General features: G+C 71.0%; 15 protein-coding genes. 3 read left to right on the top strand and 12 right to left on the bottom strand.

Features of this window, described 5'->3' with window-relative positions:
- Nucleotide 1 precedes the first annotated feature (1 nt).
- The 7 genes from IF46_RS0125060 to IF46_RS0125030 all read right to left on the bottom strand — a co-directional run bounded on the left by IF46_RS0125060 (nucleotide 2) and on the right by IF46_RS0125030 (nucleotide 7,400).
- Nucleotides 2–754, bottom strand: coding sequence for an endonuclease V (locus IF46_RS0125060; RefSeq protein WP_232234157.1), 753 nt, complete (start codon nucleotides 752–754; stop codon nucleotides 2–4).
- Between the two features lie 56 nt (nucleotides 755–810).
- Nucleotides 811–1,008, bottom strand: a complete 198-nt coding sequence (locus IF46_RS0125055; RefSeq protein ID WP_157563451.1) for a hypothetical protein — start codon at nucleotides 1,006–1,008, stop codon at nucleotides 811–813.
- Between the two features lie 95 nt (nucleotides 1,009–1,103).
- Nucleotides 1,104–1,799 carry a hypothetical protein gene (locus IF46_RS32805; protein ID WP_051724162.1) on the bottom strand — a complete coding sequence of 232 codons (696 nt, stop codon included), beginning with the start codon at nucleotides 1,797–1,799 and terminating at the stop codon, nucleotides 1,104–1,106.
- Between the two features lie 13 nt (nucleotides 1,800–1,812).
- Nucleotides 1,813–2,253 (bottom strand): hypothetical protein, encoded by a 441-nt coding sequence (locus IF46_RS0125045; protein ID WP_030490831.1) that lies wholly within the window; start codon nucleotides 2,251–2,253, stop codon nucleotides 1,813–1,815.
- Nucleotides 2,250–6,632: a toxin glutamine deamidase domain-containing protein gene (locus IF46_RS0125040; protein ID WP_030490830.1), complete on the bottom strand. Its 4,383-nt coding sequence runs from the start codon at nucleotides 6,630–6,632 to the stop codon at nucleotides 2,250–2,252. The genes IF46_RS0125045 and IF46_RS0125040 overlap by 4 nt, the downstream gene beginning before the upstream one ends.
- 16 nt (nucleotides 6,633–6,648) lie before the next feature.
- Entirely contained in the window at nucleotides 6,649–6,981 is a 333-nt protein-coding gene (locus IF46_RS0125035) for a hypothetical protein (RefSeq protein WP_030490829.1), read from the bottom strand.
- The gene (locus tag IF46_RS0125030; protein WP_030490828.1) at nucleotides 6,978–7,400 is read right to left on the bottom strand and encodes a YbaB/EbfC family nucleoid-associated protein; all 423 of its coding nucleotides are present in this window, start codon (nucleotides 7,398–7,400) and stop codon (nucleotides 6,978–6,980) included. Before IF46_RS0125030 ends, IF46_RS0125035 begins: the two co-directional genes overlap by 4 nt.
- Nucleotides 7,401–7,479: 79 nt before the next feature.
- Here IF46_RS0125030 and IF46_RS0125025 point away from each other — a divergent pair, with 79 nt between their 5' ends.
- The 3 genes from IF46_RS0125025 (at nucleotide 7,480) to gabT (ending at nucleotide 11,639) form a co-directional block, all read left to right on the top strand.
- Complete coding sequence (locus IF46_RS0125025) at nucleotides 7,480–8,721, top strand: SUKH-3 domain-containing protein (protein ID WP_030490827.1); 1,242 nt, start codon at nucleotides 7,480–7,482, stop codon at nucleotides 8,719–8,721.
- A 135-nt stretch (nucleotides 8,722–8,856) separates the two neighbouring features.
- Nucleotides 8,857–10,293 carry a gamma-aminobutyraldehyde dehydrogenase gene (locus tag IF46_RS0125020; protein WP_030490826.1) on the top strand — a complete coding sequence of 479 codons (1,437 nt, stop codon included), beginning with the start codon at nucleotides 8,857–8,859 and terminating at the stop codon, nucleotides 10,291–10,293.
- 65 nt (nucleotides 10,294–10,358) lie between these two features.
- Nucleotides 10,359–11,639, top strand: coding sequence for a 4-aminobutyrate--2-oxoglutarate transaminase (gene gabT, locus IF46_RS0125015; RefSeq protein WP_030490825.1), 1,281 nt, complete (start codon nucleotides 10,359–10,361; stop codon nucleotides 11,637–11,639).
- A 28-nt stretch (nucleotides 11,640–11,667) separates the two neighbouring features.
- Here gabT and IF46_RS0125010 read toward each other — a convergent pair whose 3' ends face one another.
- The 5 genes from IF46_RS0125010 to IF46_RS0124990 form a co-directional block, all read right to left on the bottom strand.
- Nucleotides 11,668–12,342, bottom strand: coding sequence for a hypothetical protein (locus IF46_RS0125010; protein ID WP_030490824.1), 675 nt, complete (start codon nucleotides 12,340–12,342; stop codon nucleotides 11,668–11,670).
- Nucleotides 12,343–12,399: 57 nt separating this feature from the next.
- A complete protein-coding gene (locus IF46_RS0125005; protein ID WP_036393178.1) occupies nucleotides 12,400–13,077 on the bottom strand; it encodes a M15 family metallopeptidase in 678 nt (225 codons plus the stop codon).
- On the bottom strand, nucleotides 13,074–14,087 hold the full coding sequence (locus tag IF46_RS0125000) for a threonine ammonia-lyase (RefSeq protein WP_051724161.1): 1,014 nt from the start codon (nucleotides 14,085–14,087) through the stop codon (nucleotides 13,074–13,076). Before IF46_RS0125000 ends, IF46_RS0125005 begins: the two co-directional genes overlap by 4 nt.
- Before the next feature lie 69 nt (nucleotides 14,088–14,156).
- Entirely contained in the window at nucleotides 14,157–15,221 is a 1,065-nt protein-coding gene (locus tag IF46_RS0124995) for an ATP-binding protein (RefSeq protein WP_030490821.1), read from the bottom strand.
- The gene (locus IF46_RS0124990; RefSeq protein ID WP_030490820.1) at nucleotides 15,218–15,883 is read right to left on the bottom strand and encodes a response regulator transcription factor; all 666 of its coding nucleotides are present in this window, start codon (nucleotides 15,881–15,883) and stop codon (nucleotides 15,218–15,220) included. The genes IF46_RS0124995 and IF46_RS0124990 overlap by 4 nt, the downstream gene beginning before the upstream one ends.
- Between the last annotated feature and the right edge of the window lie 247 nt (nucleotides 15,884–16,130).

The following is a 16,130-nucleotide window of genomic DNA, read 5'->3' as shown; positions in this document are numbered from 1 at the left end:
ATCAGCGGGCCTGTTCCGCCGGCCAGCCGGCCTGTTCCGCGTCGGCGAGGGCGTCGCGGCAGAGCCGGTCGGCGGTGCGGGTGGTCTCCGGCAGGCGGTAGCGCGGAGTCAACGCGAGCACCTGCGCGGTCGCGTTCTCCAGGCTCATCCGATGGCCGACGCTCACGAAGACCGGCTTCACCCCACCCTGGGTCCGCAGGACCCGACCGACGACGTCACCGCCGTCGCGCAACGACGACCAGGCACCCCGCTCGGCGGACGGCGGATCCCACGTCCCGATCAGTGGCGTCTTCCCCACTCCGATCGCGGGCAACCCGGTGAGCACCCCGAGGTGACACGCGAGCCCGAACCGGCGCGGATGGGCCAGCCCGTGCCCGTCGCAGACCAGCAGGTCCGGGATGGTGTTCAGGCGGTCGAGCGCATCGAGCAACGCGGGCAACTCACGGAAGGCGAACAACCCCGGCACATAGCCGAACGCCGGCCGCCCCACACCGACCGCGGAGTCCACCACGGCCAACGTTCGGGCATCCAGGACCGTCACGGCCGCCGCCAGAAGACCACCACCCTCGGCGTACGCGACATCCAGGCCGGCCACCGTCGCGGGCGCGCTCGGCCCCGGCCCGACCAGGTCCACCAGCGGCCGCAACTTCTCCTGTACGGCCACCGCCTCGGCAACACTGCCCGGCCCCGCCGCCACGCCCACGCCCGCGGCTGCGGCTGCGGCTGCGGCTCGCCGTGATCCACTCGGCTTCATGAAAGTCGGCCTATCCCCCTCGCCCGGACACCCCGACTTCAAGGAACCCGAGTCGATCACCCTCGACCTGAGGCCTCGGCGCCGTCCCCGGCGGCCCTGCCGTCCGGGTCACCGGGGGCAGGATCTCCTTCGGCCCGGCTCCTGATGAAACCCAGGCCGAGAGCGAAGGCAATGCTGAAAGCGACACCGAAGGCGACGCCACCCTTCGCCCCGAACACGGGAATGCCGATCGCCAAACCGATCAGGATGCCCACCGGCCAGGCCCAGAGAGTGGACCTGGCGCTCTGCGTACCGGATCTCGTCATGTGTCGATCTTATTCGGCGTCGCCAGTGCCCCACCTCCCGCCGATCACCCTCCACGCTCAGGCAAGCCCCAACTCGTCGCGAGCCTCCTCGACCCACCGGCCAACCCGTGCGCGCCGCTGTCGGCAGCGAGCCCGGCCGCCTCATCGAGCAACTCACGGGCGGCTTCCCGATCACCGTCGCTCGCGGCCAGATCCGCCAGACCGATCAGATTCGCGGCGACTCCCGCCGTGAAGGACAACTTCCGGCGCAACCGGGTCGACTCCGTCAGCAACTCCCGCGCCCTATCAACACGACCGGCGGCCTGCTCGCCGAAACAGAGGTGCCGCAGCACGTACGACAAAGTCAGCTCATCCCCCGCTGCGGTAGCCAACTCGCGCGCCCGGGCAAAGGCCGGATCAGCGGTCGCCTGATCCTGCCGAATCACCTGGTAGACCGTGCCTACCCAGAACAGCGACTCGCCCTCACCACGAGCATCGCCCAACTCCCGATAAAGCCCGGCCGCCCGCTCGAAGAGCGGCAACTCCGCAGCATCCTCCAACCCGGTGTCGAGGAAGCGGGCGTGCAGGAGCCGCCCTCGGGCCAGCGCCACATCCGCGTCCAGTGCGGTGAGAGCCCGCTCCGCCTCGTCCAACGACTTCGCGTCACCACCGAAGACCGCCTGCTCGTACCGCACCTGCGCCCGCACCAACCGAGCGTCCAACCCTTCGGCCGTCACCGGCCATCCCTTGCGTCTGTCCATCTGCGAAGCATGGCTACGCCGACCTCGCTATATCGGGGTCCGCGCCAGGATCACCGGCCGCGCGGAGCTGCTCCTCGAACATGACGAACGTCCGCTGCCGAATCCCGCGAATGATCGCCTGCTCTCGTGGCGTCTCGTAGCGCGCCTCGGCGTCGGCGAGAAGCTCAATCGAACGCACTGTCTCGTAAAGCGCGAAGATCGGCCCGTCACCCTTGAGGTGATGAGCGCGGAACGCCTCCACCTCCTGAACGAAGTCTTCTGCGGTACGACTAAATATGTCACCTCCGACGCCTAGCGTTATCTCAACGAATATGTCGTTCTTTTCGTGCCAACCCCCAGAGTCGATGGACAGCCGCCAGACCCTGGCACCGCCGTCGGCGGTTTCGACGATCTTCACCGGCGATTGGTAGTAGAGGTAGTAGGAAGGCAGCACCAGGCCCGGCATCTTGGTCATCCAGATTTCTCCTCGAAGGTGGACTGCAACGCCGCCCAGAACAGTTGTTGCTCGCGAAGGCGAATGCCGTCCGTGATCGCTCGCTCTCGAGGCGTCAAGGCGCGGCCCTCTGCCTCGGCAAGGGCCTCAACGTCACGTCGGACTTCATAAAGCACATGCTCCCAAACTGCGACGGCGTCAAGCGCGGCCAAGTGTAAGCGGAATTCAGCCAGGTGACCGTTCCGCATCCGAAGTGCGAATTGCACGTCTCGGTAGCCGCTACTCATCGGTGAGACGAATCGGTCTTCATAGTTCACAACGACGATTCCAGGGTGCTCCTTGACCCGTCCAAGTGCAGCGTAGAGGTCGTCGAGATTGCGGAACTCAACCTTTGCGGCGGCCAGATCGAGCAGCTTGGACGCATCACCCTGGTGTTTGGCCACCTTGTCCTCGGCTCGCCGCCGGTCCTTCGGTTGAGGACGCCAGCCGGGCTCTCCGACGCGAAGCCCATCGATATGGGCTAGCGACACTGCCAGTTGATTTAAATCTGCCTGCGCCTCTATCGCCGCCGCATAGAGATCGTCAAGGTAGCGCCTCCGGTAGGCAGCGTCGGCCCGGCGGTCATCATCGAACCCCGCCTGTACCACCGGCCCTCGACGCACCTGAATGCTGGCGCTGATCCTCAACTGCTCGGCGGTGAGAGGGGTCGGTTCTGGTTTGGGCACGTACTGAGGGGGCCCTTCTTGCCCCGCTGCCTCCTGATGGGCGACGTCGTCGAGCACCTCGGCGAGGACGTCGATGGCTTGTTGATGACTGGCCAGGTGATAAAGGGTCAGCGGGCGGGCAGTCAGCGACTTGGCGAGTTCAGGTGTGGACAGGACCATGCGCGCCAGGTCCGGATGCTGCACCAGCTGTCGAACGAGGCGCTCGGCCAGGGCCGGCTCGTTCGGGGGCGGCTCTCGCCGGGCGCTGTCCAGCATGTCCCGGACCCGGCCGTCGGCAAACAGTCGCACAAGGTCCCTTGCCGATGCTTCGTCCAGATCTGGTATCAGCCGGCGAAGGGTCGGCGGGTCGACCGCCGTCGCGAATTCAACGGGACTCACCCCAGCCGCGAAGACCTCGTCCACACTGTTGGCCAGCGAAACGGCGCGGGCAGGACCGCCACCCGGTGTGGGCCGTTCCAGACCAGCTCTTGCTGGAATGTCGGCGTCCTCAGCGTCGGGCGACCACGGGGCCGAGCCTGGGCCGTCGAGGAGTAGGTACATCCGGTTGATGTACGGGTCGCCGTGCCCGCCGTTGTCGTACGTCGGCGGGTGATCCGGCAAGTCGGGCCGCTCGCTGAACCGGCCCCGGGGTAGTCCGCCGAGCGGCATCGGTCGGCCGTCCCCGCTCAACACCAGCGCGTCGATGCCGACCGCGTCGGGGTATAGCGGCCGGTCCCGGACCACGCCGTTCTGCGGGTCGACGTAGAGCACCGTGCCGTTTTGGTTGAGCGCCACCCAGGCGTGTGAACCACCGTGCGACCACTCGGTGACCAGGAACGCGTAGCTGCCGTGGCCACCCAGCAGCAGTTGGTCGTGCAGATTGCGGTAGCCCCGGTCGGCGGCCTGCCGCGCCTGCTCGGGGTTCGGGCGTTGGCCGGGCGTCGGGGCGAGGAGTTGCTGGAAGCGTCCGCCGGTCACGTCCTCCACCCGACCCGGGCCGCCTGCCTCGCCACGGATGGGGCGCCGGATGTCACCGTCGAGGTAGCCGTCGAAGGTGCGCGGGGCAGACACTCGGGGTCGCCCGTGCACCCACGTCTCGAACAGCGACAGTGTGCAGTCCAGGCAGTTGATGCCCCGGGTGGCGTCGGCCGCGGGACCTCCGTCGTTCAGGAGTCGGAACCAGCCGCCCTGTCGGGGGTCGGCGGTGCGGGTGACGGTGCCGTCCGGATCGCGGGGCATCTGGCGTTCGACGTCGACCTGGTGCAGGGCGAGGGGTGGACGCAACCCTCCGGGCTGCCCGTACGGCCGGGAGTCGTCGATCGGCGGGGGAACGTCGTCGCTGGTGAGCCTGGACGGGCCGGCGGTCTCCACCGCGCCGAGCGCGAGCGCGCCCACGTCCCGGTTGGTGTGCTCGAAGGTGGCAGGGCTGAGGTCCACGACGGAAGGCGCGGTCGTGCCGGCCAGCACCGCGTCTGCCAGGTCACGCCATTCGGAGTACGCGCGAGACTCTTCGTTCGCGGCGCGCTGCCAGCCGTCAGCCCATTGCCGGTTGCCGGCTTGGTGCAACTGTCGGGCGTAGGTGGCGTACTCGACGGCTCGACGATCGTGCTCGGCGGCACGGGTGCGCAGTCGGGCGGCCTCGTTCTGCCGGCGGTTGGCCTCGAACCCGATCCGCTGCGATTCGTAGTGGTCCTGGTAGCGCCGCCGCTCGGCGGCTTCCGCGGCGGCGGCCCACTGCGCCGCGTACCAGTCGTCGGTGTCGGTCTCGCGCACCGACGGGGCACCGAACGCGGCCACGTCGACGGGGATCGACGCCCTGCCCCGAGCCGGATGGACCGGTACGCGCACCGGTGCGACCGCATCCCGCGACGGCACGGCGAACCGACCCACCACCGGTGGGGTGGGTACGACCGGCTGCGGACCGTAAGTGGTGGTGCCGAAGGTGACCGGCGCTGACGGGCCGGGGGCGAACGTCGGTGCGGATGGGCCAGTCGCCGGAGACCAGGCGGTCGGCGCGGAGGTGCTGGCGTGCGGCGAGTTGCCGGGCTGGCCCGGCGGGACACCAGTGGCAGCCGGCGCGTTGCTCGATTCGAGGCCGCCGACCACGGGCGCGACCACCGACGAGAGACTCGGATCAGCCCCCACCGCTGATCGACCCGGATCAGCACCCACCACCGGCGAGGCCGGATCAGCACCCACCACCGGCGAGGCCGGAGCAGCACCTACCACCGCCGAGGCCGGATCGACACCCATCACCGGCGAGGCCGGACCGACACCTACCACCGCCGAGGCCGGACCGACACCAACCGCCGAGAGCGTGGGGTCGGCAGTGACCGGGAGCGGTACGTCCGCCCTCTCCCCGAGCGGCCCGGAGGTCGGCGGCATCGCCTCGGACGGGCGTACCGCAGAGTCCATTTCGGACGCACCGACCGGCACCGGTGCCATCCCGTTCACCTCGGAGGCGATGGAGAACGCCTGCGACCGCTCGACAGCCGGCGCCAACTGGCTCGGCGACGACGTGGTGACGGCCTCCGTCGCCTGCGCGGGAATGACCGGAGGCGTAACGAGGCCAGCCGAAGCCGTGCCATGAGCGGCCACCACAGGCGAAACCGCCGACGAGGGGGCTGCGTCAGGCAGCATGGACGGAAGGGACGGGCCCGCGAACGATGCTCCGGCGAGGGCATTGGCCTGCGCGTCGAGCCGGGCGCGTAGCGCGTGGTCGGTTTGGCCGGTCGCCGAACCGGTGGCTCCGGACGCGGCGGCACGGGCCACGTCCTCCATTGAGGTCAGGCCCTGACCGGTGGCCAGGCTGGCGGCGCTCTCGGCGAGCACCTCGCCGGTCATCTCCCGACCCAGGTGCTCCCCGACTTTCGCCGCTCGCCCGGTCGCGTGCCGACCCAGACCGGCCAGCGGAGCCACCGCCCCGCCGGCGAGCCCGCCGACCGCCGAGGCACCGAGATCGGTCAGGTCCAGGCCGTGCGCCCGCCCGGTGGAGTTCTGGTACGCCTGGGTGGCCAGGGTGATCCCGGCCTCCTCGGTGGCCTCCTCCAGTCCTTCCCGGGTGGCCCGCTTCGCGAGCCCGCGCACACCACCTCGCGCTGCCTCCTTGGCGGCCCGCTCGCCGGCCTCCTTGAGCCCGTGTTTGAGGGATTTGCTGGCCAGTTGGCCCATCAGCCGCTTGAAGATCTGTTGGACCAGCAGCCGCGTCGCGGTGATCGCCACTCCGGCGGCCGGGGTTGCGGCACCGGCGGTCAACACCGCCGCCACCGCTACCGAGAGCAGCTCGACGACCAGGATGCCCAGCTCGATCCAGACTTCCAGCTTGGCGCCCTCGATGTCGCAGCCGCACTCCTCGACCAGTCGGCCCAGGTCGGCTGTGACCGCGAGCAGCACGGGCAGCGGGGCGTCGGCGTCCTCGGCGAGCCGCCGCCAGGCCGCCTCGAAGGCCGCGTCGACCGCCCCGACACCGCCGTACCCGCTGTGCACCTCGGCGGCGGCCGCGGCGGCGTCGCTGCGCGGCCCGGCGAGCACGGAGGCGACCGCGTACCACTGGTCGGCGACGTCCCAGACGGCCCGCTCGTTGCCCTCCGGCCACTGCACGCCGACCACCCAGTCGAGGGCCTCGTAAATCCAGCCGGGCACGTCCCACGGTGCGTGGTCCAGTGGGTGGGGGATGGGGCTCGGCAGCACGCTCATCTCAGATCGCCGGCCGTCAGCGCTGGTCGGCGGCCCGACCGAGCCGGGTGGCGTTGGCCCCGTCGGTCTGCACGCTCGCGTCGACCGACCGGATCACGTCGCCGCCCAGCTCGGTGAGACGGTGCCCGACGCCCGCCCAGGCCCGCAGCACGGTCTGCTCGAACCCGCGGTAGTTGCGCTCGAACGCGGCGCCGATGTCGTCGCGACCCCACGGCCTGGCGCCGCTGGCGGCCTCGATCGCGCCTCCCTCGGCGGCCCGATGGGCCGTCATCGCCTCACCGGCGAGTGCCAGGTCGGCACCACCCCGGTGGGCCCGGGACGGATCGAGCCAGAGCTGCCCGTCGGTCATGCCTTCCCCTCACCCTTGCCGAGCGCGGCGTCGGCCCGGCCGAGCAGCGCGGAGTAGTCGCCGGTACGGAGGAAATCCATCGCCCCGGAGCCGGCCGGCATGCTCTCGGCGACGAGGTCGCGGGTGGCGTCGGCGGCGGCGGTCGCGGCGACCCGGATCGTTTCGGTGATTTTTCGGCTGAGTGCTCCGGCGTCGCGGTCCCGGTAGACGGCCGACGTCAGCTCAACCTCGATCAACTGGCCCTGCGCGCCCACTGTCGCCGTGACCTGCCCATCGGCCGACCGGCGGGTCACCCGGAGCGTGGCGAGTCGCGTCTGAAGGGTGTCCAAACCGGACCTGAGCTGCTGATATTGCCCATACACGTCGTCGAATCGGGCGTGTAGCTCGCGATTGACGCCCCGGTCCGCCTGTTCGTCCACCGCCGCCCCTCCCGTCACCGTCGGTAGAGCGAAACAATACCGGCCGCCATCGATCCGCGTCGTCCGGTAGTTTCAATGCGTGATCGACCGTCAACAGGCCGAGCAGATCGCGGCCACCTGGGCCCGCCGCGACTCACAGCGACTCGGCCACGAGTGCACAGCGATGGTCGACGAGTTCGACCTCGGTTACGTCATCACCTCCGTCGTTCCCACCGAGGTCCGCACGGTGCCGGGTGACCTGCCGACGAGCGTCATCGACAAGCAGACCGGCAAGGTCACCACCTGGCCACGGGTGCCGAGCACGGTGGTGGCGGAGCTATACCGGCGCAGCCAACCCGCCGGGCCGATTGCTCCCCGCACTGTTGATCCGGCAAGCCTGCTGGTCCGGGAGATCCATCGGGGAGCCACCCCGAACACCGAGGCGCACCTGACCATCGACGGGCGGATCTGGACGGCCCAGGGCACCAGGGCCGACGTGCCGCTGCACCATCACCCGCTCGTTCGCGGCTATCTTGACCAACTGCCTCCCGGTGAACTGGTCCGTGGCGGGGAGGCGCACGCCGAGCTGATCGTGGTCTCCGACGTCCTGCATGAGTACGATCACCGCCGCGCCGCCGAGGGCATCGCGCCGATGGGGCGGGCCGAGGCAGCGGCACTGCTGGAGGACGCCCGCTTCGAGATCTTCCGGATCCGGGAGCCGGGTGATCCCGCCGGTGGCCCCGCCGAGCGGCCCTGCGACTCGTGCATCAGCTTCCTGATCCGGGCCAACGTCCTGCCGGAGTCTGCTCGCGCCTACATCGAGACCTGGCGCGCGCCGGAGGTGCCCGACCCCGACCCTGGGCGTTTCCCCGCGGAGGTCGCCAACGCGCTGGTCGCGGCCGGGTGGCAACCACACATCGGGGATCAGATCATGGCTGCGGCGGCCGTACGGGACGTCACGTCGGTGTCGGGGCTGACCCATCAGCACGAGGTCTTTCCCGCCGCCGTGGAGGCGCTGACCGCGTTCCCCAGCCTGGTGGGGGCTCGGCGCGGCCGGGGCGAGCAGGTGTGGATCTCCCGTTTCGACATTCGCCCGCACGCCATCGCGCACACCGCCGACACACTCGCGGACTTCGGCGCGGTGCTCGGCGTACGCCTCTTTCCGATCGGCACCGAGCAGCAGGACAGCATCCTGGCGGTGGACGAGCGCGGTCGGGTCTTCGCGCTCGATCAGGCCGGCGAGTGGTTCCTCGGCGACACCATCGATGCCGCGCTGACCACTCTGCTGCTCGGCCGAGCCCCGGCCCGGGTCCGCGACGACGGCACCTGGCAAGCCGACTAGAGCGCGAGGCCGACCGAGGGGGCAGCCGACGGAAACAGTCGCGATAACTCTTGTCTGCCGCGAATTCGGTAGCGAAGATGGCAGGAAGATTGCGATAACCGCCGCAGAATCGCGCCCCCTCGGAGTGATCCCGTCATGAGTGATCAGCAGCAGCTGCGCAACTTCGTCAACGGCTCCTACGTCGACCCGGCCGATGGCGGCTACGCCGACCTGGTCGACCCCTGCACAGGCGAGGTGTTCGCCCAGGCCCCGGTCTCCGGCCCCGCCGACGTGGACGCGGCGATGAGTGCCGCCGCCACCGCGTTCGAGAGCTGGCGGGAGGTCACCCCGGCCGAACGGCAGCGAGCGCTGCTCAAGCTCGCCGACGCCGTGGAGTCGCGCGCCGCCGAGCTGGTCGACGCCGAGGTGCGCAACACCGGCAAGCCGCGCCAGCTCACCGCCGAGGAGGAGCTTCCCCCGGCAGTGGACCAGTTCCGGTTCTTCGCCGGTGCCGCCCGGATGTTGGAGGGGCGGTCCGCCGGGGAGTACCTGGCCGGGCACACCTCCTACGTGCGGCGTGAGCCGATCGGCGTCTGCGCGCAGGTCACCCCCTGGAACTACCCGCTGATGATGGCGGTCTGGAAGATCGCTCCCGCGCTCGCCGCAGGCAACACGGTGGTGCTCAAGCCGTCGGACACCACGCCGGTGTCGACGCTGTTGCTCGCCGAGATCGCCGCCGAGTTCTTCCCTCCGGGGGTGTTCAACGTGGTCTGCGGCGACCGGGACACCGGTCGTACCCTCGTGTCGCACCCGACCCCGCAGCTGGTGTCGATCACCGGCTCGACCCGCGCGGGCATGGAGGTCGCCGCGGCGGCGGCCCCCGACCTGAAGCGAACCCACCTGGAGTTGGGCGGCAAGGCCCCGGTGGTGATCTTCGACGACGCGGACGTGTCGGCGGCGGCCGAGGCCATCGCGCTGGGTGGCTACTTCAACGCCGGGCAGGACTGCACGGCTGCCACCCGGGTGTTGGCTGGCCCCGGCATCCACGACGACTTCGTGGCGGCGCTCGCCGAGCAGGCCCGCAACACGAAGACCGGCGCCCCGGACGACGCGGACGTGCTCTACGGCCCGCTGAACAACGCCAACCAGCTCGCCCGCGTCAGCGGATTCGTCGACCGCCTGCCGGATCACGCGGCGATCCAGACCGGCGGCTCCCGGCAGGGCGAGCGCGGCTACTTCTACGCGCCGACCGTGGTCTCCGGGCTGCGCCAGGCCGACGAGATCATCCAGGACGAGGTGTTCGGGCCGGTCATCACCGTGCAACGTTTCTCCGCCGAGGACGAGGCGGTGCGCTGGGCAAACGGCGTCGACTACGGCCTGTCCGCGTCGGTCTGGACGAGGGACCACGGCCGGGCCATGCGGATGACCCGTCGACTGGACTTCGGCTGCGTCTGGGTCAACACGCACATCCCGTTCGTCTCCGAGATGCCGCACGGCGGCTTCAAGCACTCCGGGCACGGCAAGGACCTCTCGGTCTACAGCCTGGAGGACTACACCCGGATCAAGCACGTCATGCACAACATCGAGGGCTAGTGAAGCGCGAGGAGTGAGCCGGGTTTGCGAGCCCCGCAGTCGCGAACGAAAGGAGGCACAGCCCCATGACCACATCCGACGAGCTGCACAAGCGACGCGGCGGTGCCGTCGCTCGGGGCGTCGGCAGCGTCATTGCGTCCTACGTGGACCATGCGTCCGGCGGGACGATCACCGACGTCGACGGCCGGGAGTGGATCGACTTCGCCGCTGGCATCGCCGTGACAAGCGTGGGCAACTCGGCCCCCAGGGTGGTGGAGGCGGTCCGAGCGCAGGTGGAGCGGTTCACCCACACCTGCTTCATGGTCGCCCCCTACGAGTCGTATGTGGCGGTGTGTGAGCAGCTCAACGCGCTGACGCCCGGCGGGTTCGAGAAACGCTCGGCGCTGTTCAACTCCGGCGCGGAGGCGGTGGAGAACGCCGTGAAGGTCGCCCGCCACGCCACCGGGCGGCCGGCGGTCGTGGTGTTCGACCACGCGTACCACGGCCGGACCAACCTGACCATGGCGCTGACCGCGAAGAACATGCCGTACAAGCACCGGTTCGGGCCATTCGCCGGGGAGATCTACCGGGTGCCGATGTCGTACCCGCTGCGCGACGGCGGGCTCTCCGGCACGGAGGCGGCGGCGCGGGCCGTCGAGCTGATCGAGAAGCAGGTCGGCGCGGAGAACGTCGCCGCGCTGCTCATCGAGCCGATCCAGGGTGAGGGCGGCTTCGTCGTACCCGCGCCGGGTTTCCTGCCCGCGCTGCGGGCCTGGGCGACGGCGGCCGGGGTGGTCTTCGTCGCCGACGAGATCCAGACCGGCTTCTGCCGTACGGGTGACTGGTTCGCCTGTCAGCACGAGGGCGTCGAACCCGACCTGGTGGCCCTGGCCAAGGGCATCGCCGGCGGCCTGCCGCTGGCCGCGGTGACCGGTCGGGCCGAGCTGATGGACGCGGTGCACGTGGGCGGGCTCGGCGGCACGTACGGCGGCAACCCGATCGCCTGCGCCGCCGCGCTGGCCACCATCGAGACCATGCACGAGCTGGACCTGGCCGCCGCGGCCCGACGGATCGAATCCGTGCTGGTCCCCCGGCTGCGGGCCATCGCCGAGCGGGATCCCCGAGTCGCCGAGGTACGCGGCCGAGGCGCGATGCTCGCCGTGGAGCTGGTGCGGCCGGGCACGCTCACCCCCGACCCGGTCGCCACGGCGGCGGTCTCGGCGGCCTGTCACGCCGCTGGTCTGCTCACCCTGACCTGCGGCACGTACGGCAACGTGCTGCGCTTCCTGCCTCCGCTGGTGATCTCCGACGCGCAGCTCAGCCGAGGCGCGGACCTGCTCGACGCCGCCTTCGGCACAACCGGGTAGGGGCCCGGCGCGGGCCCCTACCCCGACGTCAGCGCAGCACCTCGACCGTGTTGCGGCGCACCAGGTTCTTGCCCGGCTCGCGGATCTGCTCCATGGCGGCAGAGTTGAGCAGCACGCAACTGCCGGACGGGCCGGTCACCGTCACCGTGGTCACCCGGTTGTTGTCCAGGTTGGTCACCCGCAGCCGGGTGCCCACCGGGAACTGCCCGCTGGTCGCCGCCGGCCCGGCCGCCTCCTCGAAGAAGGTGACCGCTCCCGAGCACGCCGAGCGCGGCGCCGGCCCGGGTGCGCCGGGCGACGCGGCACCGGGGCGGACCGTGCCGGGGGCCGGCGCACCGGCCGGCGGTGCCGCACCGTCGACGCGCTCCACCACGTTGCGGCGGATCACGTTCTTGCCCGGCTCCCGGACCAGCTCCATGGCCGCCGCGTTGAGCAGCACACAACTGCCCGACGGGCCGGTCACCGTCACCGTGGCCGCCCGGTTGTTGTCCAGGTTCGTCACCCGCAACCGCGTACCCACCGGGAACCGGTCGCTGGTCGCCGCCGGCGCCCCGCCCTCCGCCGAGAAGGTGACCGAGCCGGAGCAGACCGACGACCGCGCCGGGGACGTGTCGGCGAACCCGAAGCTGGTCCCCACCGACACGCCCACCGCGGCGAGGACCGCCACGCTCGCCGCCAGCACGTGCCTGCGCTGCACCCTCATCGCCGTCACTCCCGTCCTCGGTGGTGTCCTTCACCCCCTGGTACGGGTCGGAGCGCCCTACCGTTCAGCCGGCACGGGTATCGATCGCGCGGCGGCCAGGTCAACCGGCCCGTACCGGGTGTGCGCCGCCCCGGTCATCAGCGCCCAGTAACGGTCGCCGTACGACCAGTGCCACCACTCAGTCGGGTAGTTCACCATCCCCGCGCCGCCGAGCGCGTCCACCATGATCTGCCGGTGCCGGCGGGCGGTGGCACCGATCGTCGGCGCGTCGGTGAAGCAGGCGTCGGCGCTGTCCTCCGGGGTGGCGTCGATGGCCGTGCCCAGATCCAACTCCACACCGTCTTCGGTGCACAGCGTCAGGTCCACCGCGCCACCTGTGCTGTGCGGGGCCACGTCGACCGGTGAGACGAACTTCGTGGTCTCCCGGTGCAGCCGCTCCGGCGACCAGTCCGGGTGCCGTCGGCGCAACTCGTCCCGGTAGCCGGTGAAGATGGCCAACTGCGCCCGGTACGGCCGGTAACCCTCGACGACCAGCAGGCGCAGCCCGCCGGGCAGGGCACGCTGCGCGGCCAGCAGACGGTCCACGACACCGGCCCGCAACCGGGCGTACGCCCCAGCCGGGTCCGCCGCGCGGCCGTCGAGCCGCAGCTCCGGCAGCTCACGCAGGTCCAGCAACTCCTCGCCGTCGTCGGCGCTGGGCACGGCCGCCACCCGGGGATCGGAGAGCAGGATCATCGGGTCACCCCTTCCCCGGTCGCCACCTCGACGGACCGCGGGGCCATCAACCGGGCCACCAGCGCCGCCTCCACGTTTCCGCCGGTCAGCACCACGCCGACCGTCCGCTGCCGGCCCTCGTCCGGCGGGAGCCGAAGGGCGCCGGCCAGGCCAGCCGCCCCGGACGGCTCGGCGAGCACCTTGAGCTCCGTCAGGATCAGCCGGAACGCCGCCCCGATCTCGTCGTCGTCGACCCGGACCACCCCGCGCAGCGTGTGCCGCGCGATGGCGAACGGCAGCTCCCCCACGCAGGACGGCCGCAGCCCATCCGCGATGGTGGGCGAAGGCGCGACCGGCACGCGTACACCGGCCGCCAGGCTGCGGGCGAGCGAGTCGCAACCCACCGGCTCCACGCCGTACACCTCGATGCCGGAGCCGGCGGCGGCCAGGCACGCGCCAGCCACCCCGCCACCACCACCGACCGGTACGACAAGCGCGTCCAACGGCGTCCCCGCGCGCTCGGCCTCCTCGATCAGCTCCAGGCTCGCGGTGCCCTGACCGGCGATCACGTCCAGATGGTCGTACGCGTCGATGACGGGGTGACCGCTATCGTCGCTGAGCCCGTTGGCCACCGCCACCCGCTCCTCGACGTCGGTGCCGGCGAGCACCACCCGTGCCCCCGCCGCGCGAGCCCGGTCGACCTTCGTGGGTGCCGCGTCGACCGGCAGCACCACGGTCGCCGCGAGCCCATGCTGCCGGGCCGCCAACGCCACCGCGACCGCGTGGTTGCCGGTGCTCTGCGCGATCACCCCGGTGTGGCCGGCCGCAGCGAGGCGGCCAACCGCGCGCAACGCGCCCCGCATCTTGTACGAGCCACCGTTCTGCAGGTTCTCCGCCTTGAACAGGACCCGCACCCCGGCGAGTTCGTCGATTACCGGGGACCGCAGCACGGGTGTGCGGACCACGCGGCCGGCAAGCCACCGGGCGGCCTCCTCGACCTCGACCCGGACCTGGGCAACGGTGCGTGACATCGTCTCTCCTTCTTGAGCACACCACAGGCGAGGCCCAGCGGTACGTGGGCCTCGGAATGGGTGTGAGCGCTACGTCAGGTGGGGTAGTTGGACGTCGACCCGCAGGCCGCCGTACTCGGCGGGTCGGGCCGCGATGATGCCGTCGTGCGCCTGCGTGATCGAGCGGGCGATGGCCAGGCCCAGGCCGGCCCCTCCGCCCTGCGAGGTCCGGTCCCGGGCGAGCCGCCGGAACGGCTCGAACAGACCGGCCACCGCCTCGCCCGGCACGGGCTGGCCGGTGTTCACCACGGACAGCGCGGGCACTTGGTTGACCACTACGGTCAGCGATCCGCCCGGCCGGTTGTACTTGATTCCGTTCTCCACCAGATTGGTGACCAGACGCTCCAGCAGCACCCGCTCGCCGACGACGACCCGGGGCTCAAGATGGGTCTCGACGGTGACCCCAGCCTCGCGGGCCCGGTCCAGGTACCCGCCGACTACCGCCTCGACGATCGTGTCCAGCCGCTGCGGAATCCGCGAGCGTAGGCCCTGGTCACTCTCGCTGAGCGCGAGCAGACCCTCGATCAGGCGCTCGTTACGCTCGTTGGTCTCCAGCAACTGGCTGGTCAACAACTTCAACTGCTCGCCGCTGAGCGCCCTCGCCATGCCGACCTCGATGAGCGTCCGCTGCACGGCCAGGGGCGTACGCAGCTCGTGCGAGGCGTTCGCGGCGAACCGCCGCTGTCCCTCGTACCCGGCGGAGACGCGCTCCATCATCTCGTCGATCGCCCGGGACAACCGGGCCAACTCGTCGCGGCCCCGGGGCCGGATCCGGTGACCGAGGTTCTGCGGGCCGAGGTGCTCGATCGGCCCGGCCAGGTCACGCACCGGGCGCAGGCACCACACCGCGCCGAACCAGAGCCCCACCAGGGCGGCCAGGACCACGAGCAGCACGGCCGCGTGGGGCAGCAGAGATGCCCCCGGAGGGTATTTGCCACACAGCCTCGGCATGCCGGGAACGCTCACACCGCAGAACTGCGGCCCCCAGGTCCAGGCCATCCCCGCCAGCCACCTGCCCAGCGTCGGCAGCATCGGCCCGGCCAGCAGCGCCAGCAGACCCACCAGCAGCACCCGACGTCGGGGCGTCCAGCTCACGTCGTACCGCCGATGCGGTAGCCGGCCTTCGGCACCGTGTGGATGATCGCGGGATCGCCGAGCTTCTTGCGCAGGGTCATCACGGTGACCCGTACGGCGTTGGTGAACGGGTCGGCGAACTCGTCCCAGGCCTGCTCCAGCAGCTCCTCGGCACTGACCACCTGACCGTCCGCGCGCAGCAGCACGTGCAGCACCGCGAACTCCTTCGGGCTCAACGCGAGCGGGCGGCCGTCCCGGGTCACCACGTGCCGGCCCACGTCCAGCACCAGGCCATCCTGAGCGAGCACCGGCGGCAGCGCCGGCGTGGACCGTCGACCGAGAGCCTGCACCCGCGCCACCAACTCGGCGAAGGCGAACGGCTTGGTCAGGTAGTCGTCCGCGCCGAGGCCGAGACCCTCCACCCGGTCCCGGATGCCAGCCGCTGCGGTGAGCAGCAACACCCGCGTGCCGACCTGCGACTCGGCGATGCTGCGGCACACCTCGTCGCCGGTGCGCCCGGGCATGTCCCGGTCCAACACCACGACGTCGTACCGGTTCACCCCGACCCGCTCCAGCGCACCGACGCCGTCGTAGCAGACGTCAACGGCCATCGACAGGCGGCGCAGCCCTTCGGCCACGGTGTCCGCCAACAACCGCTCGTCGTCCGCCACCAGCACCCGCACGATTTCCGCTCCCCCGAGTTCGGTCTGCCCGGCATACCGTCCCAGGCCCGGGTTAAGGGTTCTGTAAGCACCCGCCGCAGCCATCCTCCACGTGAGCGTCCGGCAGACAAACCACCACAAGCCAAAGCCCGCCCGCTTCGTCCCCAAACCAATTCGTCAGCGTGCTTCGTCCCCCCAAACCAAGGCGGCCACCCCCAGGGTGAGCTACGTCACGAACCCCCCACCCCACCCCACCCCACCCCCACCC

Origin of the sequence: Micromonospora chokoriensis, from assembly GCF_000718555.1 — a bacterium.
GTDB lineage: Bacteria > Actinomycetota > Actinomycetes > Mycobacteriales > Micromonosporaceae > Micromonospora > Micromonospora chokoriensis_B.
Note: the sequence above shows the minus strand (reverse complement) of the source record. Positions and strands in the feature narration are given on the sequence as shown.

What these genes read in the sequence shown, in the direction of transcription:
- IF46_RS0125035 (WP_030490829.1), bottom strand. Translation starts at nt 6,981, where the DNA reads ATGACCGACGGGCAGCTCTGGCTCGATCCGTCCCGGGCCCACCGGGGT.
- gabT (WP_030490825.1), top strand. Translation starts at nt 10,359, where the DNA reads ATGACCACATCCGACGAGCTGCACAAGCGACGCGGCGGTGCCGTCGCT.
- IF46_RS0125005 (WP_036393178.1), bottom strand. Translation starts at nt 13,077, where the DNA reads ATGATCCTGCTCTCCGATCCCCGGGTGGCGGCCGTGCCCAGCGCCGAC.
- IF46_RS0125010 (WP_030490824.1), bottom strand. Translation starts at nt 12,342, where the DNA reads ATGAGGGTGCAGCGCAGGCACGTGCTGGCGGCGAGCGTGGCGGTCCTC.
- IF46_RS0125000 (WP_051724161.1), bottom strand. Translation starts at nt 14,087, where the DNA reads ATGTCACGCACCGTTGCCCAGGTCCGGGTCGAGGTCGAGGAGGCCGCC.
- IF46_RS0125060 (WP_232234157.1), bottom strand. Translation starts at nt 754, where the DNA reads ATGAAGCCGAGTGGATCACGGCGAGCCGCAGCCGCAGCCGCAGCCGCG.
- IF46_RS32805 (WP_051724162.1), bottom strand. Translation starts at nt 1,799, where the DNA reads ATGGACAGACGCAAGGGATGGCCGGTGACGGCCGAAGGGTTGGACGCT.
- IF46_RS0125045 (WP_030490831.1), bottom strand. Translation starts at nt 2,253, where the DNA reads ATGACCAAGATGCCGGGCCTGGTGCTGCCTTCCTACTACCTCTACTAC.
- IF46_RS0125020 (WP_030490826.1), top strand. Translation starts at nt 8,857, where the DNA reads ATGAGTGATCAGCAGCAGCTGCGCAACTTCGTCAACGGCTCCTACGTC.
- IF46_RS0125040 (WP_030490830.1), bottom strand. Translation starts at nt 6,632, where the DNA reads ATGAGCGTGCTGCCGAGCCCCATCCCCCACCCACTGGACCACGCACCG.